General features: G+C 55.2%; 24 protein-coding genes. 4 read left to right on the top strand and 20 right to left on the bottom strand.

The genetic code is table 11. The features are described from left to right. Positions 1–13 precede the first annotated feature (13 nt). Positions 14–1,969, top strand: a complete 1,956-nt coding sequence (locus tag ACIQ3A_RS09060; protein WP_396431415.1) for a calcium-binding protein — start codon at positions 14–16, stop codon at positions 1,967–1,969. A gap of 476 nt (positions 1,970–2,445) precedes the next feature. Here ACIQ3A_RS09060 and ACIQ3A_RS09055 read toward each other — a convergent pair whose 3' ends face one another. Then, positions 2,446–3,297: a hypothetical protein gene (locus ACIQ3A_RS09055; RefSeq protein WP_396431414.1), complete on the bottom strand. Its 852-nt coding sequence runs from the start codon at positions 3,295–3,297 to the stop codon at positions 2,446–2,448. 201 nt (positions 3,298–3,498) lie between these two features. On the opposite strand from ACIQ3A_RS09055, the gene ACIQ3A_RS09050 reads away from it, so the two are divergent. Beyond that, on the top strand, positions 3,499–3,624 hold the full coding sequence (locus tag ACIQ3A_RS09050; protein ID WP_396431413.1) for a hypothetical protein: 126 nt from the start codon (positions 3,499–3,501) through the stop codon (positions 3,622–3,624). Here the strand turns inward: ACIQ3A_RS09050 and ACIQ3A_RS09045 are convergent. From ACIQ3A_RS09045 to ACIQ3A_RS09000, 10 genes are all read right to left on the bottom strand, one after another. Next, a complete protein-coding gene (locus ACIQ3A_RS09045; RefSeq protein WP_396431412.1) occupies positions 3,614–4,453 on the bottom strand; it encodes a type II secretion system F family protein in 840 nt (279 codons plus the stop codon). The two genes, ACIQ3A_RS09050 and ACIQ3A_RS09045, sit on opposite strands and share 11 nt — an antisense overlap. Before the next feature lie 117 nt (positions 4,454–4,570). Next, the gene (locus ACIQ3A_RS09040) at positions 4,571–5,545 is read right to left on the bottom strand and encodes a type II secretion system F family protein (RefSeq protein ID WP_396431411.1); all 975 of its coding nucleotides are present in this window, start codon (positions 5,543–5,545) and stop codon (positions 4,571–4,573) included. Beyond that, positions 5,545–6,942, bottom strand: coding sequence for a CpaF family protein (locus ACIQ3A_RS09035; RefSeq protein WP_396431410.1), 1,398 nt, complete (start codon positions 6,940–6,942; stop codon positions 5,545–5,547). Before ACIQ3A_RS09035 ends, ACIQ3A_RS09040 begins: the two co-directional genes overlap by 1 nt. Further along, positions 6,939–8,126, bottom strand: a complete 1,188-nt coding sequence (locus tag ACIQ3A_RS09030; protein WP_396431409.1) for an AAA family ATPase — start codon at positions 8,124–8,126, stop codon at positions 6,939–6,941. The genes ACIQ3A_RS09035 and ACIQ3A_RS09030 overlap by 4 nt, the downstream gene beginning before the upstream one ends. Before the next feature lie 10 nt (positions 8,127–8,136). Then, positions 8,137–8,445 (bottom strand): hypothetical protein, encoded by a 309-nt coding sequence (locus ACIQ3A_RS09025; protein ID WP_396431408.1) that lies wholly within the window; start codon positions 8,443–8,445, stop codon positions 8,137–8,139. Positions 8,446–8,461: 16 nt separating this feature from the next. After that, on the bottom strand, positions 8,462–9,919 hold the full coding sequence (locus ACIQ3A_RS09020) for a type II and III secretion system protein family protein (protein ID WP_396431407.1): 1,458 nt from the start codon (positions 9,917–9,919) through the stop codon (positions 8,462–8,464). 29 nt (positions 9,920–9,948) lie between these two features. Continuing rightward, positions 9,949–10,809, bottom strand: a complete 861-nt coding sequence (gene cpaB / locus ACIQ3A_RS09015; RefSeq protein ID WP_396431406.1) for a Flp pilus assembly protein CpaB — start codon at positions 10,807–10,809, stop codon at positions 9,949–9,951. Positions 10,810–10,845: 36 nt separating this feature from the next. Further along, positions 10,846–11,379 (bottom strand): prepilin peptidase, encoded by a 534-nt coding sequence (locus ACIQ3A_RS09010; RefSeq protein ID WP_396431405.1) that lies wholly within the window; start codon positions 11,377–11,379, stop codon positions 10,846–10,848. A 31-nt stretch (positions 11,380–11,410) separates the two neighbouring features. Further along, the gene (locus ACIQ3A_RS09005) at positions 11,411–11,584 is read right to left on the bottom strand and encodes a Flp family type IVb pilin (protein ID WP_396431404.1); all 174 of its coding nucleotides are present in this window, start codon (positions 11,582–11,584) and stop codon (positions 11,411–11,413) included. A 231-nt stretch (positions 11,585–11,815) separates the two neighbouring features. Beyond that, entirely contained in the window at positions 11,816–12,007 is a 192-nt protein-coding gene (locus ACIQ3A_RS09000; RefSeq protein ID WP_396431403.1) for a Flp family type IVb pilin, read from the bottom strand. A gap of 340 nt (positions 12,008–12,347) precedes the next feature. Here ACIQ3A_RS09000 and ACIQ3A_RS08995 point away from each other — a divergent pair, with 340 nt between their 5' ends. Continuing rightward, on the top strand, positions 12,348–12,854 hold the full coding sequence (locus ACIQ3A_RS08995) for a TadE/TadG family type IV pilus assembly protein (protein ID WP_396431402.1): 507 nt from the start codon (positions 12,348–12,350) through the stop codon (positions 12,852–12,854). Between the two features lie 95 nt (positions 12,855–12,949). Next, positions 12,950–13,966 carry a pilus assembly protein TadG-related protein gene (locus tag ACIQ3A_RS08990; RefSeq protein WP_396431401.1) on the top strand — a complete coding sequence of 339 codons (1,017 nt, stop codon included), beginning with the start codon at positions 12,950–12,952 and terminating at the stop codon, positions 13,964–13,966. 41 nt (positions 13,967–14,007) lie between these two features. Here ACIQ3A_RS08990 and ACIQ3A_RS08985 read toward each other — a convergent pair whose 3' ends face one another. From ACIQ3A_RS08985 to ACIQ3A_RS08945, 9 genes are all read right to left on the bottom strand, one after another. After that, complete coding sequence (locus tag ACIQ3A_RS08985) at positions 14,008–14,883, bottom strand: sugar phosphate isomerase/epimerase family protein (protein WP_396431400.1); 876 nt, start codon at positions 14,881–14,883, stop codon at positions 14,008–14,010. Positions 14,884–14,895: 12 nt separating this feature from the next. Further along, a complete protein-coding gene (locus ACIQ3A_RS08980; RefSeq protein WP_396431399.1) occupies positions 14,896–15,771 on the bottom strand; it encodes a 4-hydroxyphenylpyruvate dioxygenase in 876 nt (291 codons plus the stop codon). Between the two features lie 49 nt (positions 15,772–15,820). Then, entirely contained in the window at positions 15,821–16,654 is an 834-nt protein-coding gene (locus ACIQ3A_RS08975; protein WP_396431398.1) for a shikimate dehydrogenase family protein, read from the bottom strand. Between the two features lie 70 nt (positions 16,655–16,724). Then, on the bottom strand, positions 16,725–17,165 hold the full coding sequence (gene aroQ / locus ACIQ3A_RS08970; protein WP_396431397.1) for a type II 3-dehydroquinate dehydratase: 441 nt from the start codon (positions 17,163–17,165) through the stop codon (positions 16,725–16,727). Positions 17,166–17,228: 63 nt separating this feature from the next. Next, positions 17,229–18,260 carry a TRAP transporter substrate-binding protein gene (locus ACIQ3A_RS08965; protein WP_396431396.1) on the bottom strand — a complete coding sequence of 344 codons (1,032 nt, stop codon included), beginning with the start codon at positions 18,258–18,260 and terminating at the stop codon, positions 17,229–17,231. Between the two features lie 92 nt (positions 18,261–18,352). Then, the gene (locus tag ACIQ3A_RS08960) at positions 18,353–19,630 is read right to left on the bottom strand and encodes a TRAP transporter large permease subunit (protein WP_396431395.1); all 1,278 of its coding nucleotides are present in this window, start codon (positions 19,628–19,630) and stop codon (positions 18,353–18,355) included. Positions 19,631–19,647: 17 nt separating this feature from the next. After that, positions 19,648–20,184, bottom strand: a complete 537-nt coding sequence (locus ACIQ3A_RS08955) for a TRAP transporter small permease (RefSeq protein ID WP_396431394.1) — start codon at positions 20,182–20,184, stop codon at positions 19,648–19,650. Positions 20,185–20,283: 99 nt separating this feature from the next. Continuing rightward, positions 20,284–20,976 carry a TetR/AcrR family transcriptional regulator gene (locus ACIQ3A_RS08950; RefSeq protein WP_396431393.1) on the bottom strand — a complete coding sequence of 231 codons (693 nt, stop codon included), beginning with the start codon at positions 20,974–20,976 and terminating at the stop codon, positions 20,284–20,286. A gap of 27 nt (positions 20,977–21,003) precedes the next feature. Beyond that, on the bottom strand, positions 21,004–21,532 hold a 529-nt coding region (locus ACIQ3A_RS08945), incomplete at its 5' end, for a Bug family tripartite tricarboxylate transporter substrate binding protein (protein WP_396431392.1).

Here is a 21,532-nt window from a genome sequence, read left to right as displayed (position 1 = left end):
AAAAGGGAAAATCATGAAAAATTCTAAATATTCGTCCAGCTCGAAGAACACAGAGCCTTTCGATTCACTTGAACCAGTCGGTCTAGTGTCCGTTGCTGCCTATAGCGCTAGAGGTGGCAGTGGTAGCGGCGGCTCTGGCGGTGGAGGCGGTAGCGGCGTGGGTGGCGGTGGCAGCGGTGGCGGTGGCAGCGGTGGCGGTGGATCTGGCGGTGGATCTGGCGAAGGCGGTGGCAGCGGATCCGGTGGTGGGAAACCTGATGGCGCAGGCAGCAAAAAAGGGGATCTCTACGGCGACCAATACGTGCTGCTGCGGGATGTGGACCCCACCAATGGCGACGGAAATGGCGAACCATTGCTGGATGCCAATGGCCAGCCCATTCTTGTAGGAACAAATGGCGTTCCCATTTATTTTGTAGCCAACACCGATGGTGACTATGAGATACCACCCGACCAACTGCAATTTGCACAAACCGTCGAACTGGAACGTGCCAACGTGGCACGTGCGCCTGACAAAGTGATGCTGAAATCTTTGAATGTGGCGCTAGAGAAAATAGAGGCTGCAGCAGTTGTCTCTGTCGACCCGGCTGGTCGCATCGTCTGCGATGACGTGACCATCGATTCACCGCTCGAGAATCTGGCGCTTTATCAATACCTGATGACCGCTGGTGGCGATTCCTCCTGGCCCGCAGTGACTGACCATTGGCCGGATGAATTGAAAGCGCTTTTAGGGGGGAATAGCAGCGCGCCTGACTGGGACCCTTCAAGTCTTCTTGGTGCCGCCTTCTCCAAAGAATCGCCCATTAGCCTGGACGCCGTTCTTTACCAAAACAGCGTGCTCGGGGTCAATACGGTATTGCAGGTCGAAGGTGATTTGCAAGTGACCTACTTTGACTTCACCAATGGCAACCAGGAAAGCTACAACTACGACCGTGAAGCACGTTTTGAAGGCACTTGGTTGCAGTGGTACGAAGATACCAATGGCGATCCGAACAACCTGGAATTGGTCCAAAAGAGCCTGCTGGAAGCAGTCTTCGAAAACACTTCATGGACCGATAGCTATCTGGCCCTGAGCGTTGATGGCAAAACCTTTGAAAGCAGGAGTGCCACCACATCGGGTGTGAACGACTTTGCGCAAGCTGCGGATGACGCACGCGCAGTGATTAATTTCATGCACGAAACAGGTGCTGTCCAAATCGCTGAACCTGTTATGCCACTTGCTGAACCGGCCATGGCACTGAGCGCAGACGAGTTGAGCATGGTCAGCGCCCTGTCTGAAGACAGCGAAGGTCATGAGGAAGGTGATGACGGAGACCATGGAGATGGCAGCTCAGTGATCACAGGCACCCAGTTTGACGACCTCATTGAAGCCGGCGGGGGGCCCCAAACCATTACCACAGGCAATGGCCAGGACGAAGTCTGGGCTGGCGGCGGACCCGATACGGTGGACACCGGCAATGGCAAAGACCTGTTGATGGGTGAAGGTGGGCCTGATGTATTGATGGGCGGCAATGGAAAAGACATTTTGGTCGGTGGCGCAGGGCCAGACACCCTCTCCGGTGGCCATGGCGCCGATGTGTTCGTCTACACGGCGAACAGTGACGCACCTGCACGCGGAGGCTCAGATGGCGGGGGGGGGCATGAGGATGAAGGCGGCCATGATGACGCGACGGTCATGAGCGATGGTCACGAGGACGATGGCGGGGACTCTGGCCATGAAGGGGGCCGCATGGAGACCATCACCGACTTCGAAGTCGCTGTTGACCGCATTGATTTCAGCGCCTTCGGCTCGGTTTTGGAATTTGCAGAAGGACCACAAGCCAATGCCATTTGGGCAGAGCAACAGATGGCGGACACTTTGGTTTTTGTGGATACCAACGGCAACGTATCAGGCGGCAACCCCGCTGAAATTTCCATCCTGCTGCTGGGCGTGAACGCCACCAGCCTTGATCTGGAAAATTTTGCAGTGTGATGGTGCAGTGAGTGCATCAGGCGGGTCAAGTATTGACTCGCCTGTTTGCACCTGAAGTGAATAAAAGAAGAAAACAACCCATCCAGGAAAACGGTGCTGCTCAGCAATCTACTCTGTTGAGTGTGCAGGGTCTGCAAAAATGAGTCGGGCTGAGTCACCCGAAGCAAGAAGCACAGATGGGCATTTACCTGAACACACAGCAACGGGGTGACGCATTGCGTGGATAGCTGATAATTTCAGTACACACCGTACCTTGTCTGTACAACGGGCATCAGGGCCCAACTGCACAACCAAACAGAATCGAGTGTCAATCCAAAAATCTGTTCTTTATTTTCAGAATGAAGTGGCATTGCGCACCGAAAATATGCCAAGAATCCATGCACGACACTATGTACACAGCACTCGGTGTGCCTCAAACCAGTCGCCCACAGGCGTGGGCTCCGGCGTGATTATGGCCTGCATTGATAGCAGAGCCATCAGTTAGAAAAACAGGATGGAGACAGGTAAGTCGGATCAACATGAATCACCGACGTGGCGGAGTTTGCCACCGGGGTGTCGTCTGTGAAAGCCGTCTGACTGGTCTCAAGTTGTACCACCATCACAGTAGACTCACTCACCAAGGGCGTGATGAATCCGAGCTGTGACGTGTTGGCGCCCGCAAGAAAAACAGTTGGTCCCTGAACAATGCGCCATCTGTAAAAAACAGACTTCGCAGTAGCGTCTGTACTTACGGCATTCAAAGCCACAGAAAATCCTGGCTTGCAAACACTGGAAACGGGCTGAATGACAAAGTTATTTGGCACTGCCAACGATGGCTCAAACCCAAAAAGAGTCGGGTTAGGCTGCACACGCAAGGTGCGTTTGTAGGTGACCTGCCGATTCAACTCATTCATGCCAGAGAGCGTCAAGTCATACAAAGCATCGGTGCTGACGTTATCTTTTAAACCCACAACGAGTTTGCATTGCCAGTCGCTTCCCCCGGACCCGGCAGGTGATGTAGACGTCGCAAGGGTCGGCGTCAAGGAATCATTCTTGATGGCCACTTCGCAGTCCTCATTCAGCAACGTCAAATCCGGGTTGGTGGCCACCAAGGGCATGACGGACCAAGTCATGTTAGTCAAGCGATATTTAACGCTCTCCAGCGAGCCGACGATTACAGCGGCCTCGCCCGCTTTGAGCACCACTTCAGCCCCGCTATTCGCCGAAATACTGCCATCGCCCTGTCCACCACAGGCCAGCAGCAGGGTCGCCGCAGACACCGCTACAGACAGCTTCGATACCGCACCTAAAGCGCGCGGCCACTTGTTGAATGCAAAGACTGGACTCATCAATTTCTCTCTTTCATGGGTAAGGTGTAGAAAACTCAACACGTCCATGGTGAAAGATTCTCACAAGCCTGTCTGTATCGAATCTCACAATTGAGCGAACCCACGTGGACATGCCCTTGGTGAAGGTCGGCATGGTGATTTATGGCGCTGGCCGCACGGGACCAGCAAGCGCGCAGTTCACTGAACACACTGGACGCCCTGATGAAACGCCCTCGCGACCACGATGGTTCACATCGCTATGTGGTGCATGGCCTACAGGGCCAAACCTACAGCCCTGTGTTTGACGACAATGATCTTGGCCAGCTCGTTGCTTCACTCAAGACTTGACCAGTGAGAAGAAATTCTCAGTGATGCTGATCACCACAGGTCCTAACAAGACCGTCATCAGCGCAGGAAATACACAAAAAATCAAAGGGATCAGCAATTTGACGGGGAGTTTGGCCGCCGCCTCTTCAGCGATCAATCGCCGCTTGGTTCTGAGCGCATCCGAATGGACTTCCAGCGATTCGGCAATGCTGCTGCCAAATCGGTCGGCCTGAATCAGCATCGACACCAGTCCTTCAATATCAGGCAAGCCCATGCGTTGGGACAAGTGCCGCAATGCTTCAGCTCGGGAAGACCCCGCCCGCAACTCCAGCCCCGTCAAGGCAAACTCATCTGAGAGCTGGGGATAAGACAATCGCATCTCGCGCCCCACCCTTTCCAGTGCGGCATCCAGGCCCAAACCGGCCTGCACACACAAGCGCATCAAATCGAGCGCATCCGGCACCGCATGAAACAAAATCTTATGCTGTTTACTCACTAAAACATGCAATACGACGTTGGGTATGTAGTAACCGACGGCAGCCGCTGCCATCATGCTGGTCCAAAAAAATAGATCGTCTTTATGAACAGAAAAAACCCACATCAGCAGCCACAAAACGCCAGGCAACAAAAATGTCAGCAATGTTTTAAAACCCAAATACACAGAGCTCGCCATGCTGGAACGTAGACCGGCATTCAGAAATTTGATCTGTAAATCCGATGGCTCCATGGCGTCCTCCGAATTTGGAGAGCCCGCCCAAGGCCCCAACCACAACAGCAAGTCGGTCATTTTTCGTTGCAAACGCGTGAGCCATGCATTGGCTTGAGGTTGGGCATGATGGATCAAATTCATGCGCCGCTTATCCAGATCACTGGGAACCCATTGGGCCAGTGCCATATAGATCAAAGAAGCAACAAGCAAGAAAAGAGAGATCAAAAAAATGATGTTTAAAGTGGACATGTGACTCTTTCAGACCTTGATGTGAACAAGACGGGACATCCACAAAACACCCACAAGCATCAAGCCAAGGGAAACACCCAACATCACCAGACCCATCTGTGCTTTCCAAAGTGCAGAAATGAACTTTGGATTGATGAGGTACAAAAGGAATGCCAGCAAAAAAGGCAAGAGCGACAAAATCCAGGCCGAAATTCGGCCCTCAGCAGACAGGACACGCACCACGCCCGCAATTTTTTGGCGCTCTCGGATCAGTGTGGCCGTTTTTTTCAAAACCTCTGCCAAGTTTCCGCCTGTTTCGCTCTGAATCAATACGGCCACTACAAAATATCGAATTTCCTTGCTGTCCACACGTGCCGCCAAATTCGACATGGCGGTCTGCATGCTCATGCCCAAATTGATTTCATCGAACACCTTGCGCAACTCAATGGAAATGGGCGGCCTGGACTCTGCAGCCGTAATTTGAAGCGCACTGGTGAAGGCATGCCCTGATTGCTGCGCCCGCACCATCAGATCCAGTGCGTCCGGCAATTGTTTTTCAATGCCCTCGATTCTCTTGGTCCGTTGATGCTTTAAAAAATAAATTGAACTCGCCAGTAAAAGCGCCATCAACAGCAGTGTCAGGCTTGCTGGAAAACCCAGGATGTAACCCAGCAAACCACCCGTCACGACCAGCAAAAGCATGACCAAAATAACCTGAGAAACATCCAAAGACAGATCGGTTTGTCGGAGGAATTTGTCGAAAGTCTGGCTGCCAGGAAGCCATCTCAAGAGCTTGTCTAGAAACTTGAAGCGGCTGAACAACCTTGTTTGAACGAATGGCGTGGGCAAATGCCGTTGCTCAATTTTGAGCATCTGATGGATGCGCTGATCGAGCAATCTTTGACGTGGATGCCAATACTCACCCCAGGCTTCGTACAAGCCAATCAGCATCAAAAAACTGGCCAGACCACATGCCCCCAAAACGAACCAATAAAGAATATCCATCATGCACTCCGGAAACGTATGGGATCAAAAAGATCATCACGCAAGGCAATGCCACGGGTCTTGAGACGTTGTACAAATTTGGGACGAATCCCTGTGGCTACAAATCGCCCTTGCACCTGACCGTCGGGTGCAATGCCTGTTTGGTCAAACTTGAAGATCTCTTGCATGGTGATCACATCACCTTCAATGCCCGTGATTTCCTGAAGACTGGTCAACTTGCGTCGGCCATCAGACAACCTTGAGACCTGAATGATCACCGACAAGGCCGCACTGATTTGCTGGCGCATGGAGCGCACATCGACGTTCAAGCCGGCCATACCCAGCATGTGTTCCAGACGTGTCGTGGCATCTCGTGGTGTGTTGGCATGGATGGTGGTCATCGAGCCATCGTGGCCTGTGTTCATGGCCTGCAGCATGTCCAGCACCTCGGCACCTCGAACCTCGCCCAAAATGATCCGGTCAGGCCGCATGCGCAAACTGTTGCGCAGCAAAGCGCGCTGGCTGATTTCGCCCTTGCCCTCAATGTTTTGCGGACGCGTTTCCATGCGCACCACATGGGGCTGCTGCAGTTGCAACTCAGCCGCATCTTCGATGGTGACGATGCGTTCATCATGGGGAATGCTGGCCGATATCACGTTGAGCAAGGTGGTCTTACCGCTGCCCGTTCCGCCCGATACCAGCAAATTTATTTTGGCCTTGACCAAGCCATTGATGAGTTCAGCCATCTCGGCGTTGAGCGTCTGAAATCCGAGCAAGTCCACCATGGTGTAGGGCACCACTGAAAAACGGCGGATGGACAACAAGGGCCCATCAATCGCCAGCGGTGGAATCACCGCATTGACACGCGATCCGTCGGGCAGCCGGGCATCCACCATAGGATTCATCTCGTCCACGCGGCGACCTATGCGCGAAACAATGCGGTCAATCACCCGCATCAAATGGGGCTCACTGTCAAATTCGATGTTGGTGGCCTCAATTTTGCCCTTGCGTTCTACATAAACCTTGTAAGGGCCATTCACCAAAATATCAGAAACGCCAGGGTCTGCAAGCAAGGGCTCAATGGGCCCTAAACCCAGCATTTCGTCTTGAATGCCCTGAACAATCTGGCGACGATCGGACTCATTGATCACCATGCTGCTTTCATCCAGCAAGCGCTCGGTCAAATTCTTCAGTTCCAAGCGCAGGGCTTCGGGAGAAATGGTCTCCATGCGGCGCAGATCGACTTGTGCCAATATTTCTCGGTGTATCTGCGACTTGATTTTCTCGAGCCTCACCGCAGTCACCCGCGTGGCGGCCAATCCGGGCCCCAACAATATGGGCGTGGGTGTTTGAGATTCAAACTGCTGGCGAATATCAATTTTCAAAGCGGTCTCCTCTTTGTCCTGGGCCAAAGTCATGCGGCTTTACCGATCAAGCGATCAATCCAGCCTCGGGGTTTGGGCAATGGCGCGTGCAATAACACCGACGTCATTTCCCGCAAGGCTTTCAGGACACCATTTTGAGGATGCAAAAGTTCAAGGGGCTTTCCCAAATTGAAGGCCTCTGTCACCGCATGAACCTGATTGGGGATGGTGCGGTGAACTTTCAGCCCAACAGCTTGTTCAATGGTGGGGACGTCCAGCAGCTCATCGGGCTGGTATTTATTCACCACCAGACGAAGTTTTTCGTCGCCATAGCCAAGCGATCGGAAGAGTTTGACGATGCGTTTGGCATTGCGCGCCACTGGCAAGCTGCCTTCAATGACCAAATAGACGACATCGGCCATGTCAAGCGCTTTGAGCGTGACCGCATCAATGGTGCTGTCAAGATCCAGCACAACGATTTCGTGCATCCGGTTGGCCAAGGTCAGCACCTGCTCCAGTTGGTTGGCCGTGATGGCCAAGGCAACGCCTGGTTCATCCGGTGCGGCCAGCAAGTTCAAGCGCGGACTGATGCTCTGCATGCAACTGGACAACAACTGCGCATCCAGGCGATCGATCTGTTGCGTTAAATCGCTGATGTTGTTTTTGTTCTCGTCATGGCTCAAGTAATAAGAAGCATCGCCATATTGCAAATCAAGGTCGATGAACGCACAGCGGCGGTTGAATTGGTCCGCCATCAAATAAGCCATATTGGTGGCCAAAAATGTGGCACCGCAGCCCCCTTTGCAAGAAATAAACGCCAGTATTTGTCCGTGTCCAACATAGGCATCGCCCTGCCCTTGTGTTTTTTGATAATGCGTCATCACACGGCGCAATGCCGCTATGAGCTCATCCTGGCTGGGCGGTGACGCCACCACCTCTCGCACGCCAGATCGCATGGCAAGAACGAGATCTTCTTTGCTATCCGCCTCACTGATCAAAATCACACTGACTTGGGGATTCGACCAGGTCATTGACTCAAGAACCTTGAGATCTTCCGTCAATTGCGACTGACTACTGCACACCAGCAAAATGCCTGGCTCGAGGTTTTTAACCAAAGGCAACAGGGATTTTCTGGGCTCTCTCACCAAAGACGACTTCACGGTCAGGCTCAGCGATTGCACTGTGGTGCGTAAAAGTTCGACCATGGCGGCATCGGATGCCAATAAATAGGTGTTCATGTCAGTCCTTTCATCGGCCAGTGCCGCCGGGCGAACCACCCACACCAATGTTGAACACATTGACAGGCGGTGGTGGCATTTCATAAGTGCTTTGATAGCGGTCAACGGTTGACTTCATGATCACGCCGTCTGCGCCCGCTTTGGCAGTCTGTTGCTTGCCTGCATCCTGGTTCAAGGTTTGTGCACTCACGGCTTTTCGGACTGCGCTGCCAAAATTGGGTGCCGTCACATAGGCGTCATTTGCGCAACCCGTGATGCTCAGGCTCAAGAAAATCACCCATCCGCTTGGGCGGGACAATTTGAAATCATTTTTGGTCATGGCTGGTTTCCTGAAATCATGGTTTGGGGGTCACTTCGGGCGCAGTCTCTGCTTGCGCTGCTGCAGACCCTTCATCCGTTGGGCTGGGCTTTTCCAACAGGCCTTCTATCAAAAACTCAGAGCGCGTGGGCGGCTTGAAATTGTCCGTGGGCAATGCCAAAGCCATGTCGGCTGTTTTGGACAACCTGGGGGTCACCACAAACAACAGTTCTGATTTTTCGGTTTGAAATGAATTGCTTCTGAACAATGCACCCAACACAGGCAGCTCACCCAACAAGGGCAATGCCCTGATCGCTTCGGTCACGTTGCTTTTGATCAATCCGCCAATGGCAAAACTTTCGCCATCGCGCAACTGGACCGTGGTTGACGCACGCCTGGTGGTGATGGAGGGCAACACACTCACCTGCCCGTTCAGCGCCTTCACAGTTGCCCCCAATTGCGAGAGCTCTGAGACTTCAGGCGTGACTTTTAAATTGATCAAGCCCTCTTCAAGAACAGTCGGCGTGAATGTCAGGCCAACGCCAAATTCTTTTTCTTCCAGCACGATGTTGCCAGTGTTACCTGAGGGCACTGGAATGAAAATTTTCCCTCCAGCCAGGAATGACCCTTGCTGCCCACTCATGGCCGTGATGGTGGGTTCGGCCAGTATTTTGACCAAGCCCTTTTTCATTTCTGCCGTCAAGGTGATGGTGGTCAGGCCATTGGCACTGGCAGCAGTGACGGCCGTTGCGCCGCCGGACAAAAACTGTGAGAGCAAAGACACAGAAGTACTGCCCGCCGTGCGGGTGAGGTTGATGTCGACACCGAGCTCATCGAGCAGGGTGCGGGAAACTTCTGCCACCTTGACTTCGAGCATGACCTGTTGCGAGCCCTCCACGCGAAGCATGTTGATGACCTTCTTGCCGCCTGTGTAGGCCTCGGCCAAACTCACAATGCGCTGCAGCTTGGTGGCATCGGGCACACGCCCACGCAAGACCACGGTGTCTGCCATCACATCCACCATCAAAGGCTCTGGGGTGGGCACCCATTTTGCGAGTCGGTTTTGCAACGCCCCAGTGTCCAGGCCCACCGCGACATCGCGCAATGTGGTTTTGCCATTGGCGGACCAGACGATCAAATTGGTGATGCCGGTTTTCTTGCCAAGCACATACACCTCTTTGGCATTGATCAAGGTGACATCGGCCACATCGGGGTTGCCAATCGATATGCGCAGTGCAGGTTCAGCCAGCCTTAAAAGTGTGGACTTTCCTGTGTTCAGATCGACACCGGGCAGCAACTCCACAGGGCCTTGCACAACAACCTCTTTTGCAACATTGGCCTTGGCCGTGGCCGTGGCCGTTGCCGTGGCGAGGGCCTGGGGTGATTTTTTTGGCACGGGCGAATTGGTCTCGGCGGCATGCACAGTCAGAGGCAGCGAAAAAGTCAACGCGATGGCCAAGCCATGTGCCAACACAGTAGGGTTTGTTATTTTCATGGTGGTGGGGTCTCTCTTGAAATCTCGGTTCATTCGGCCGACTCTTGGGACTTGCTCATCCCGCGAATCACTTCCAGTTTTTCGGTCACTTTCGGTGGCGTGACCGGGTTGGCCCGCTTGACTGGACGGGCGGCCGCGGTCTGGACAGGTTCAGTCTTGCCGGCACGGGAGCTGGCATCGGCTGCCTGCTTGCCCAACTGGCTGGTGCGCTCCAGCAAATCGGCTTTGCGAGAACCTATCGTCTCGACACTGGCGGCATCGATCTGGCTGCGCAACACCAAAGACAGTGCGCCCACGCTTCGAGCCAGGTCAATGATTTCTGCCTCTTGGGGCGTGACCTCCAGGGTCACGGCGCTCACCACCCGCGGCTTGTTCTCATTGCTGGCGACATCTTGTGCAACGGCCAGGACCTGAATCCTCTCCAACACGATTTTGGAGACCGGGTTGTTGTCTTTGTCAGGTATGTTGGCCATCACATCTACGTAATTGCCTGGCAAAGCGAAGCCGGCAACACCGACAATTTCATTGACTTTCACAGTCACTGCGCGCTTGCCGTCTTTCAACACAGAGGACAAGCCCCCTTGCTGACCCAACGCGGCCAACTTGGTCTCAAGAATGGGCTCGCCCTTCAATACCGGCATATTGATGACACGGTCATAGGCTTTATCGGTTGAGTTCAAGGGTGATTTGATGGGGGCAGAGACGGGCCAACTCACGGTCTCGAGCATGGAAGGCTGCAATCGGGTTCCGATTTGCAGATCACGCGTTGCCACCACCACTTTGATGGTGCTTTTTTCGTCTTTTTTTTGCAACCACACAGCCGCAACTGAGACCGATACCAGGGCCACAGCGGCAGCCACCGCCATCATCAAGACAGGGCGTTTGTTCATCATTTTTTTCCTATTTCTATACGTGTATCGTCGCGCTCAGCGGGTCACCACAAAATGCGCTGCCGTGCCCAATCCGATGGCCAAGGCGTAGGGAACCCGTTCATGCGAGACCTGGCTGATCAGGGGTTGCCCAATTTGCGGCCATTGCCCTGTTCTGATGTTTTGCATCAAACCGGTATGGATGTTCCTCATGACCGATTGCAGCCTGGAGGTGCAGATCGCCCAGGCCACGGCCACCAGGCCACCTGTGATCAAGATGGCCACGCAGACTTGGGCCATCTCGGGCCAACCGACGAGCATGCCGACGGCTGCGACCAACTTGACGTCACCCGCGCCCACCATCTTGAACAGGTACATGGAAAAGAACACCAGAAAACCAGCCATGCCGCCCAACAAAGCCGAGTCAAGCCCTATGCCGCGTGGCGTCAGCGACAAAGCCAATGCCGTGAGGGCCCCCCAAAGCACCAAGGTGTTGGGGATCCTGCGCCTGAGCAGGTCATGCCAGACGGCCAGCACCAGCAAAGTTGCAAGGGCCAACAGGCTGACAAGCTCCATGGACTGGGCAAACATGACTGGGTTCTGGGTTCTATAGCTTTATGTATTAGGCGGGTACAACAAGCTTACCTTCAATGTATTCAAAAACATCAACCAATTTCTCACCCACCGTCCCCGCCGCTACAGCAATCCCCACGGATATCAATGCCGCCAGCAGGCCGTATTCAATGGCGGTGGCACCCGATTCGTCGTTGATAAAGTTTTGCAGATATTTCTTCATGATTCATAACTCCAGATCAATGTTGATGAACTTCAAGCCGCATTCACGAGACAGCGATTCCGATTTCGAAATTTCAGACCTCATCCCTGCAGACTTTGCAACGGCAGTAGATTTTTCAATTCACCGCCATGGATTGACTTTAAAAATGAGGCGGGCTTACGTCTGTTAGAAAACTCACAAGCTTTGAAAGATTGAGCAGTTTCTTTGCATGAAAGAAGGCTTGCTTGCTGCTCAAACAGCGGTTGAATGTCTTGTGACGATGCGGCCAAAAAACAGTCCCAACTCGGCGCCTAAAGCGGCGGTGCCGACGGTGATGCCCAACGCCACCCATGCGACCCATGCAACCAGCGGGCCGTACTCTAGGGCTGTGGTGCCAGACTCATTACGCGTGAAATTTTTCAATAGATCGATGACGTGCTTCATGGTGGATATTCCTTTTTGAAAAGGTAGATTCAAGTTCGAAGCACAGGGGTCTGCGTGCAGACCCTACAGCGCTCAGACTGCCCGCCCTCACAGCACAGCGGCTTACACCCAGGGTGTTTGACCTGATTTAAAGAGCCGATCGGCCCATATCTTTTCGATGCATCACACGGGTGTGCTTTCGTACCGGATCCATCCCCCGCTATTTTTTGGTTTGTGTGTGATTTCAAACTGTTGGGTGTGGGGCCTTGAAATATGGTGTGTCATCAGTCATGCCATTCCAGTCACGCCATTCATTTGTTGGCCTGTCATTCGTCATTGTTCAAAGCGAAAGATTCGAACCATGGATCACGTCAATTACCCCCTTGAGGCCTGTGCAGGCGCCCCCATGGGTTGGCTTAGAAAAAGAGCCACCAGACACCGCCAAATGGGCTTAGCGACGGTCGAATTCGGGCTGCTTTTGCCCCTGCTGGTATTGATCTTGTCTGGCATTCTTGAATTTGGTTTCGCCCTTTACGACAAGGCGATGATCACCAATGCCAGTCGCGAAGGCGCTCGAGCGGGCATCGTGTTGAAGATTCCAGCGGTCACCCCTGATCAAATTTGCGATCGGGTGCAAGCCTATGCAGGCAAATCGCTGGTGAGCTTGGGTAACAGCCCATCAACACAAGTCGTCATTAACGCCTGCACTACTGATAACTTAAAAATAGATTTCCCTGCCCAAACCGACCCCGACCACCTGGCTGTTCGCGTGTCTTACACCTTCAGGGGCTTGGGTTTGGGCAATTTACTCAGTGCCATGGGCTCACCCCTGGTCTTGACTTCAACCACTGTCATGGTGAGAGAATGATGAAAAAAAAACCCCTATCCCCACCGTTTTTTTCGCTGCTTCGCAAACCAGCATCGTTGACGCCGAGACCTTCGAGGCGGCAGCAACAAGGTGTGATGGCGATCCTTGTGGCCTTGATGCTCCCGGTTTTTCTGGGGGTGACGGCGCTTGTGATTGACGTGTCATATTTGCACATAGTCCGCAATGAAATGCAAAACGCCGCCGATGCGGCAGCCCTGGCTGGGGCCAAACACCTGCGCAGCAGCACCTCCAGCACGCCACAATGGGCCACTGCAGAGGAACAGTCCAGATCGGCTATCTGGCTGAACGCGGCCGATGGACACAAACTCTCTGTGGGCACTGTGCAATCGGGGTACTGGAATCCCACACTGGCCAATGCCGCTTTGCAGCTGCTGCCCATGACCCCGACCGCCAACGATGTGCCGGCAGTTCAGGTCACGTTGACCAAGGGGCAAGGACAAAATGATGGCGAGGTTCCAACATTTTTCGCCCGCTTGTGGAACAATTTTTCGACGCCGGTTTCGGTGACTTCGGTGGCTGGAATCACCAGCCCTGGCACCATCGAGCCCGGCGGTTTGTTTCCGTTGGTGACCAGCCAGTGTATTTACAGCACCTACTGGAACAGCCAAGCAAAGCCACCCGCCCCCACCATCAACCCAGCGACAGGTGCGCCCTATGAACTGGTGCTGCAAGCCTTCGACGAAAAACCTTTAGCAGACCCTTGTAAAACCTTCCAGTGGTCTTCTTTGCTGACCGATAAAAATGATGTGAACACCTTCAGGAAACTGGTGGAAGACCGAAACCCTGTTGCCGTGAGCATTGGCGACAAAGTCTGGATTGAGCCGGGCTCTAAAGCAACCCTGTATGACACGGTCAGTGACTGTAGTGCAGCCAAAGACAAATCTTGTGAATACGTGACTTTGCCCATGGTGCACAGCATTGCAGCACATGCCGACATCCCCGTGTCAGGCTTTTCTTGCGCCCGCGTTCTCAGTGCATCCAAACAAGCCAAGACCATCACGATCCAGTTGAGCGCGCAATGCCCACAGCCCCCGTCGGGCGGCATCGGTCCGGATTTTGGTGTAATTTCTCCGCCCAGTCTGTTTCGATAAGAACGCTGTCTGCGGCTTTGTTAATTCATTGAAACATCAGCTTACTGATGCGTCCATTCAGGAAGCGGCGCAGATTTGCGCAGCACATCCTGCTGCAACCAGATTGCACTCTTGCGGGCGCGGTAGGCCACGGTTTCCAGTGGCAGCTGCTGGTAGTCGTCGTTGAAGACCTCAAAGCTGTAATCGCCCCGGTAACCGATGCGGTCGAGCCGCAGCACCAAATCGGCCAGTTGCTCACTGTGAACACCCTCCCCCGGAAACACGCGGAAGGTGCGTGCCGTGGTCATGCGCTCTTCAAATGTGGGGGTTTCTTGCCACATAAAGTCCGACAGTTGCACCAGAAAAATTTTGGCGGGGTCCAGCTCTTCGATGGCATCCAGCGAGGTCTTGGCAGCAAAGATGTGGAATGAATCCAGACCTATGCCCAGGTTGGGACAGTCGGCGCGGCACACCACGTCCCAGCTGGAAGGAAACTCGTTGACGGTGCGCCCCCACGACAAGGCTTCGTAGGCCACCTTGATGCCCAAGGGCACCGCCAGCATGGCGAGTTTTTTCAGGTCGGCGGCGATCAGGTCAAGGTCTTGGGTGGCATGGCGCGAGGTGGACGAGCAGGCCAGCAAAACTTGGCTGCCCGTGGCGGCGCACATCTCCAGCATGGCCTTGGCAATGTCGAGCTTGTAGCTATGCAGGTGGCCTGACAGGCCTTCAAAGTCACGCAGCACCTGAAAGCCAGTGGGCCGCATGCCGCTGGCACGCACGGCCTCGACCGCTGCCTTCACGCCACCTGGGTGTGTAACCAGGTCGCGGGCCATCAACATCACCTGGGAAAAGCCAGCTTCCTTCATGGCCGCCAGCTTGGCTTCCAGGGTGCCTGCCATGGTGATGGTGTCCATGCCATAGCCGTCCAGCAAATTCATGGCAATTTCCTTTTACAGGTGAACGAGTTCGAACGCCACGGCACCCAGAGCAGCGCGGGTCAGTGCACCCCGGTCTTCCGGATGCAGCTGGGCCGATTCGACAAACTCGACACCGCGCGCCTTGAGCGCTGCCACAGCCAGCCCCACATCGGGCACGCCAAAGCCAATGCGTTGCAAGCATTCGGCGCTGTCTTCGCTGTCCATCCAGAGCTCGGGCTCGACCAGTTGCCACAGAAAAGTGCCACAAGGGCTTTTCATCAGCTTGCCCTTGGGCAAGATGCCAAAGCGCTCTTCGTCCGGAATGGGGGTGAAGTCGAACATGTGCTCGTAATAAGTCAGCCAGTCGGCGCTGCGGGATGCGCCGATGTACTGAACCACGCCAAAGTAGCTCATGCCTGCCAGAGCAGGCGGGTTCGGATCCACCGTGGGGATGGGTTTGAAGTCAATGTCGTAGATCGAGAACTCCTGCCAACGGTCTACAAAATAAAAACGACTGCCACCCGGGCCGTGCACGGCAGGAATGTGCAGTTCCATGGCTTGGGCATGGCTGCCCACGCTCCAGGCCCCCAGTTCCAGGCAACGGGTGTGGGCCTTCAGGGCGTCCTGCACGCGAAAAGCCACGCCCGAAATGACGGGCTGGCCATCCACCGTGGCGCTGACTCGCGCGTCGTCAGGGCTGGCGTTGACCACCAGGTTCATGCTGCCCTGGCGATAAAGAGTCACTTCACGCGAACGGTGGCGGGCCACCGGACGAAAGCCCATGTTCTCCAGCACCTGGCCCAGTGCCTGTGGGCGGCTGGTGGCGTACTCGATGAATTCAATGCCCGCAAGGCCCAGTCGGTTGGGCATTTCAGGAACAGCTTCGCGGTCAATTTGGTTCAGGGGCATCTCAACACTCCAATCAGGCATTCAGCCTCAACACCCAGGGTTCAAAGGCTCAGTCACTCAGTTTGGCCAAGCGGCGCAGCACCTCTGCGGTGGTGGTTGGCAAGCCAAAATAGTCGAGGTAGGCGGGAATTTGCTCGTACAGCATGTCGGTGCCGACCTGCGTGCGGCAGCCACGCGCTTGCGCAGCGGCCAAAAAGGCGGTGGTCTCGGCCTTCATCACCACCTCACCCACAAAGGTGTTGGGGGACAGGCGAGACACATCCATCGGCAGCGGGTCGCCCTCGTTCATGCCCATGGGCGTGGCGTTCACCACCAGATCATGCTGGGCCGGATCACTGGAGCCGGTGCGAACTTCGATCTGGGGGTGGTTGTCTTTCAGGCGCTTGGCCAGGGCCGCACAGCCTGCGGTGTCCACATCGAACAGGCTGATGGCGGCAATGCCTGCCCCGGCCAGCGAAGCCGCAATGGCACAACCCACCCCGCCTGTGCCCACCACCAGCGCACGCTTGCCCGTCAGGTCAAAGCCCTTGCGCTGCACGCCCCGCACAAAACCGGCGCCATCGAACATGTCACCCACCAGCCGGCCGTCGGTCAAGCGCTTGACTGCATTGCAGGCACCCGCCACGCGCACAGCCGCCGTGACATCATCAAGCAAGCCGACTGTGGTGACCTTGTGGGGCATGGTGATCAACGCACCCTTGACGTTCTCGAGGGTAAAGACCGCCTTCAGGAAGGCCGCGTAGTTCTCGGGCTTGCAGCCCATGGGCACTACCACCGCATTGATGCCTGCATCCTCGAAGTACGGGTTGTAAATCATCGGCGACTTGAAGCTGTGCGTGGGGTAGCCGATGTGGGCAATGATGTCGGTGTTACCGTTGATCATGGATAGAGGTTTAGTTGTCGGTCATTCAGGCAGACGCGCACTGGCCCCTGGGGGCCAGCGGTCTGTCACATCAAACGGCTTGTGCAGCCGAGACGCCTGCGCGCAATGCCAGTAAATAACTGTCGGCACCAAAGCCGCAGATCTGCCCTTTGACGATCTCGGCAAAAACCGACTTGTGGCGGAACTCTTCCCGGGCATGGATGTTGGACATGTGCAGCTCAACAATCGGGCAAGTCAACACGGCCAGCGCGTCACGGATGGCATAGCTGTAGTGCGTCCAGGCTCCGGCATTGATCAGCACGGCATCGACCTTGTCAAAAAATGCCTGATGGATGCGCTCACACATGTCACCTTCGTGATTGGTCTGGTAGCACTCGACTTCGGCGCCCAGTTCTTTGCCCAGCGCTTGCAAGTTGGCATTGATCTCATCCAAGGTGATGGTGCCGTATTGCTTGGGGTCGCGTTTGCCGAACATGTTGTGGTTCACGCCGTGCAGCATCAAGACTTTCATGACTCATCCTTTTTTTTCAAACAAAAGGGCTTCGCCGCATATGCAGCGAAGCGCCTTGGCGGATTATTTACCCGATTTTTTGGCGGGTGCAGCGGCAGCCAAACGCACCTTTTCGATTTCGGCTTGCAGTTCCTTGACCAAGTCCTGGCCCACGGTGACGCCATACTTGGCGGTCACAGGGCGCATCTTGTCGCGCAGTTTGGCCATTTCGGCTTCAGGCAACTGGGACACTTGCATGCCATTTTTCTTCAGGTTGTCCAAAATGCTGGCTTCCAGGGCGCGGGCTTTTTCTCGCTGAAACTTGGCCGACTCGGTTGCCGCATCGGCCACAATTTTCTTTTCGGCAGCCGACAGCTTTTCCCAGAATTTCTTGCTGATGATCACCGATTGCGGGTTGTACTGGTGCCCTGTCAGGGCCAGGTGTTTTTGCACTTCGTACAACTTGGCACCGTTGATGGTGGCCACTGGGTTTTCCTGACCGTCAACGGCTTTTTGTTCCAGCGCTGCATACAACTCGGGGAACGGCAGGGGTGTGGGGTTGGCACCCAAGGCTTTGACCCAATCCACGTTGATGGGGTTGGGGATCACGCGCAGCTTCAGGCCTTCGAGGTCTTCCACCTTGTTGATGGCGCGCTTGCTGTTGGTGATGTTGCGAAAGCCCAGCTCGTAAAAACCGAGGCCAATGATGCCCTTGTCTTCCAGCTTGGCATGCAATTTCTTGCCGAACGCACCGTCCACAGCGGCGTCGGCTTCCTTGCCCGTACCGAACATGAAAGGGAAATCGAAGATGGCGAATTCCTTGACCTGCGAGGCGAAGATGCCCGAGTTCATGGACGCCATCTCCAGAGTGCCGCCCTGGATGGCCGAGACGTTGGCCTGGTCGCTGCCCAAGGCACCGCCCGGGAACACATTGACCTTGATCTTGCCGCCGGAGTTTTTCTCGACGATTTCCTTGAACTTTTCCATGCCCAGCACGATGGGGTGTCCCGCCGTGTTCTGGTTGGCGAACTTGATGGTTTTGTCTTGCGCCGTTGCCACGCCCATTGCCGCCAAAGCGACGGTGGCAATCAGGGATTTGATGAACACACGTTTCATGAGTTGTCTCCAGAAAATAAAAGTAAAGGACGTACGCTTTGCATCAAGGGGCTGGTCGTCAGGCGTACCCGATCAGACGACAAAGCCAGGAATCAATAGAACCAACGGGCTGGCACCATGACCAGCGCAGGAAAAGCCACCATAGCAAACATGATGCTGAACTGGGCGATCAGGAAAGGCATCACGCCCCGGGTCACCTCGTCCATGCTGATTTTTCCCACACCCGCCACCGCGTTGAGCACCGTGCCCACGGGCGGCGTGATCAGGCCAATGGCGCAGTTGATGATGAACAGTACGCCGAAATAAACCGGGTCGATGCCTGCCGCCTTGACCACCGGCATGAGCACCGGGGTCAACAGCAAAATGGTGGGGGTCATGTCGAGCGCGGTACCCACCACAATGATGATCACCATGATGGTGAACATGAGCAAACGGGGGCTGTCCAGCAAGGGCTGCAAAAACTCGATCAACTGAGCGGGCAAGTTGGCCACGGTGATCAACCAGGCCGAGACCATGGCGGCGGCCACCAAAAACATCACGATCGCGCTGGTTTTGGCAGAACTGACAAACAAGGGGTACAGATCTTTCAGACCCAGTTCGCGGTAAACGAAAGTCGAGATGATCAAGGCGTACACCGCCGCCACCACCGCCGCTTCGGTGGGAGTGAACACCCCAAACTTCAGGCCAAACACCACGATGAGCGGCATCACCAGGGCCCATGTGGCCTCGCGCATGGCCACCATGATTTCGCCCATCGATTTGCGCGGCGGCACCTGCACCATTTCACGCCGCGCCAACCACCACCAAGTGAGCCAGAGCGACGCACCCAACATGATGCCCGGCACGATGCCGGCCATGAAGAGTTTGGAGATGGACACATTGCCCGCCACACCAAAGATCACAAAGCCAATGCTGGGCGGAATGACCGGGGCGATGATGCTCGCCGAGGCAATCAAACCGGCCGAGCGGGCCCGGTCATGGCCTGCCGCCACCATCATGGGCAAGAGCAAAGCCGACAGCGCCGCCGCATCAGCCACCGCCGAGCCCGAGAGCGCCGCCATGATGACAGCCGCCATGATGGTCACATAACCCAGGCCGCCTTTGATGTGGCCCACACAAGCCATCGCAAAGTTCACGATGCGGCGCGATAAACCGCCTGCGTTCATGATCTCGCCGGCCAGCATGAAAAACGGCACGGCCAGCAACGGGAAACTGTTGGCGCCTTCGAGCAGGTTTTGCGCGAGGATCTGGGCATCGAACATGTTCAGGTGCCACATCAGCGCCACGCCGCAAATCAAGAGCGAAAACGCAATCGGGATGCCAATGGCCATGGCACCGAGCAGAGAAAAAACAAAAATAGCGATCGTCATGTCAATTCCTTGTGCGCTCAGGCTTTGCCACTGCCGCCATGGGGCGACTCTTCGGATTCCTGAACCATGACCAGGTCTTCATCGCGCACTTGACCGGTGAGCAAACGAAACAAATCGGTCAGCAAAATCAAGCCGGCCAACACCGCAAACACCACCCCGGGCGCATACACCCAGGCCATGGTCACTTCCATCACCGCGCTGGTGCTGCCCAGGTTGATCACGGTCTGCTGGTAAGACCCTTTGAACAACAACCAACAGATGAACAGCATGGCGAGGTAAGACAAACCAAGGCAAAGCTTTTTGCCCGCAGGGCCCAACTTGCCCATCAACATGTCGGTGCCCAGGTGGCCATGCTCCTTCAAGGCGATGACCGCGCCCATGAAGGTCATCCAGACGAACAACCAGCGCGAGAGCTCTTCAGACAAGGTGATGCCCGAGTTGAAGCCATAGCGCATGACCACATTGCCAAACACCAGCAACACCATCACAGCCAGACACAGCGCGATGACGACGTTGAGCGCCTTGCAAAAACCGTCGATGAATTTGTGAACCACCAAAGAACTCCAGAATAGGACTGCAGTTAATGTACGAACTGGTTAGTTTTAAAGTATCGGTAGTTTCCCTAGGTATGAAATTCAAGGAAACGCTAGCTGTTATGCCGGAATTGAATGGCTGACGAATCTCAAGATCAGTTCGACCACGTGTTCCCGCTTGAGGGTGTTGGCCTTGTCCTGGCTGGCGCGGTCCTGAAAGATCACCCCGAAGGTGTGGCGGTTCGAGACATTGAAAAAGGTGAAGGCTGAAATGGCGGAATGGATGTCCACCGGGTCCAGTCCGGACCTGAAAACGCCCTGCGCCACACCGCGGTCGTACACATCGCGCACTGACCGGATCGCATTTTGGTTCAGTTGCTGGATGTTGCTGCTTTGACGCAGGTAATCACCACGCTGGATGTTTTCGTTCATCACCAAACGGATGAAATCTTCGTTGTCGCGGTGGTGGTCATAGGTGAATTCCACCAATTTTTGCAGCGCGGCCACAGGCCGCAAATCGTCCAGATGCAAATCTGCTTCGATGGCCCGCATGCGTCGGTAAGCTTCTTCGAGCACCGCAAGATAAAGCCCATCCTTGCTGCCGAAGTAGTAATAGATCATGCGCTTGCTGGTGCGGGTGGCCGCTGCAATGGCGTCGATGCGCGCCCCGGTCAGCCCTTTGTCTGCGAACTCATGGGTGGCCACCGCCAAAATTTCGGCCATCGTGCGGGCCGGGTCGTTGGTGCGACCTGACTCTTTCACGTGATCCGCCAAAGAAGGCTTGCTTTTGTTTAAATGTACCGGTTGGTTCATTTGCCAAGTATAGGCGGCAATACCCGCTCAACCCCCACCCTCAGGCTTGATCTGAGCCCGGGCGATCACTTGCTTCCAGCGGGCCTGCTCTGTTTTGATGAACGCATCGAACTCGGCACCCGAATTGCCCACTGCGACGGCCGATTCTTGAGCCAATTTTTCTTTCACCAAGGCACTGCGCGCGGCCTTGATGGCCTCAACTTCAAGCTTGGCCGTGTTGGCTTTGGGCCACTTGGCAGGTGCCATCAGGCCATACCACTGGGTCATCTCAAAACCCTTGAAGCCCTGCTCTGCCACGGTGGGGACATCGGGCAACTGGGACAAGCGCTGCGAAGTGCCTGTCGCAATGCAGCGCAACCTGCCCGCCTTGATGAAGGCCATCAGGGCAGGCGCTCCCACCGAAGCTGCCTGCAGGCGACCCGCCATCAGGTCGGTCAGCATGGGGCCCGTCCCCCGGTACGGCACATGCACCACAAATGTCTCGCTGGCCATCTTGAGGTACTCAAAGGCCAAATGCCCGGCACTGCCATTGCCTGCTGAGCCGTAATTGAGTTGG

This window comes from Limnohabitans sp. (assembly GCF_044361985.1).
Lineage (GTDB): Bacteria > Pseudomonadota > Gammaproteobacteria > Burkholderiales > Burkholderiaceae_C > Limnohabitans_A.
The sequence above is the reverse complement of the archived record's forward strand: the minus strand, read 5'-3'. Positions and strand labels throughout refer to the sequence as shown.

Coding starts and splice junctions, on each gene's coding strand:
- ACIQ3A_RS09060 (WP_396431415.1), top strand. CDS start 14: ATGAAAAATTCTAAATATTCGTCCAGCTCGAAGAACACAGAGCCTTTC.
- ACIQ3A_RS09055 (WP_396431414.1), bottom strand. CDS start 3,297: ATGAGTCCAGTCTTTGCATTCAACAAGTGGCCGCGCGCTTTAGGTGCG.
- ACIQ3A_RS09050 (WP_396431413.1), top strand. CDS start 3,499: ATGAAACGCCCTCGCGACCACGATGGTTCACATCGCTATGTGGTGCAT.
- ACIQ3A_RS09045 (WP_396431412.1), bottom strand. CDS start 4,453: ATGAATTTGATCCATCATGCCCAACCTCAAGCCAATGCATGGCTCACG.
- ACIQ3A_RS09040 (WP_396431411.1), bottom strand. CDS start 5,545: ATGGATATTCTTTATTGGTTCGTTTTGGGGGCATGTGGTCTGGCCAGT.
- ACIQ3A_RS09035 (WP_396431410.1), bottom strand. CDS start 6,942: ATGACTTTGGCCCAGGACAAAGAGGAGACCGCTTTGAAAATTGATATT.
- ACIQ3A_RS09030 (WP_396431409.1), bottom strand. CDS start 8,126: ATGAACACCTATTTATTGGCATCCGATGCCGCCATGGTCGAACTTTTA.
- ACIQ3A_RS09025 (WP_396431408.1), bottom strand. CDS start 8,445: ATGACCAAAAATGATTTCAAATTGTCCCGCCCAAGCGGATGGGTGATT.
- ACIQ3A_RS09020 (WP_396431407.1), bottom strand. CDS start 9,919: ATGAAAATAACAAACCCTACTGTGTTGGCACATGGCTTGGCCATCGCG.
- cpaB (WP_396431406.1), bottom strand. CDS start 10,809: ATGAACAAACGCCCTGTCTTGATGATGGCGGTGGCTGCCGCTGTGGCC.
- ACIQ3A_RS09010 (WP_396431405.1), bottom strand. CDS start 11,379: ATGTTTGCCCAGTCCATGGAGCTTGTCAGCCTGTTGGCCCTTGCAACT.
- ACIQ3A_RS09005 (WP_396431404.1), bottom strand. CDS start 11,584: ATGAAGAAATATCTGCAAAACTTTATCAACGACGAATCGGGTGCCACC.
- ACIQ3A_RS09000 (WP_396431403.1), bottom strand. CDS start 12,007: ATGAAGCACGTCATCGATCTATTGAAAAATTTCACGCGTAATGAGTCT.
- ACIQ3A_RS08995 (WP_396431402.1), top strand. CDS start 12,348: ATGGATCACGTCAATTACCCCCTTGAGGCCTGTGCAGGCGCCCCCATG.
- ACIQ3A_RS08990 (WP_396431401.1), top strand. CDS start 12,950: ATGGCGATCCTTGTGGCCTTGATGCTCCCGGTTTTTCTGGGGGTGACG.
- ACIQ3A_RS08985 (WP_396431400.1), bottom strand. CDS start 14,883: ATGAATTTGCTGGACGGCTATGGCATGGACACCATCACCATGGCAGGC.
- ACIQ3A_RS08980 (WP_396431399.1), bottom strand. CDS start 15,771: ATGCCCCTGAACCAAATTGACCGCGAAGCTGTTCCTGAAATGCCCAAC.
- ACIQ3A_RS08975 (WP_396431398.1), bottom strand. CDS start 16,654: ATGATCAACGGTAACACCGACATCATTGCCCACATCGGCTACCCCACG.
- aroQ (WP_396431397.1), bottom strand. CDS start 17,165: ATGAAAGTCTTGATGCTGCACGGCGTGAACCACAACATGTTCGGCAAA.
- ACIQ3A_RS08965 (WP_396431396.1), bottom strand. CDS start 18,260: ATGAAACGTGTGTTCATCAAATCCCTGATTGCCACCGTCGCTTTGGCG.
- ACIQ3A_RS08960 (WP_396431395.1), bottom strand. CDS start 19,630: ATGACGATCGCTATTTTTGTTTTTTCTCTGCTCGGTGCCATGGCCATT.
- ACIQ3A_RS08950 (WP_396431393.1), bottom strand. CDS start 20,976: ATGAACCAACCGGTACATTTAAACAAAAGCAAGCCTTCTTTGGCGGAT.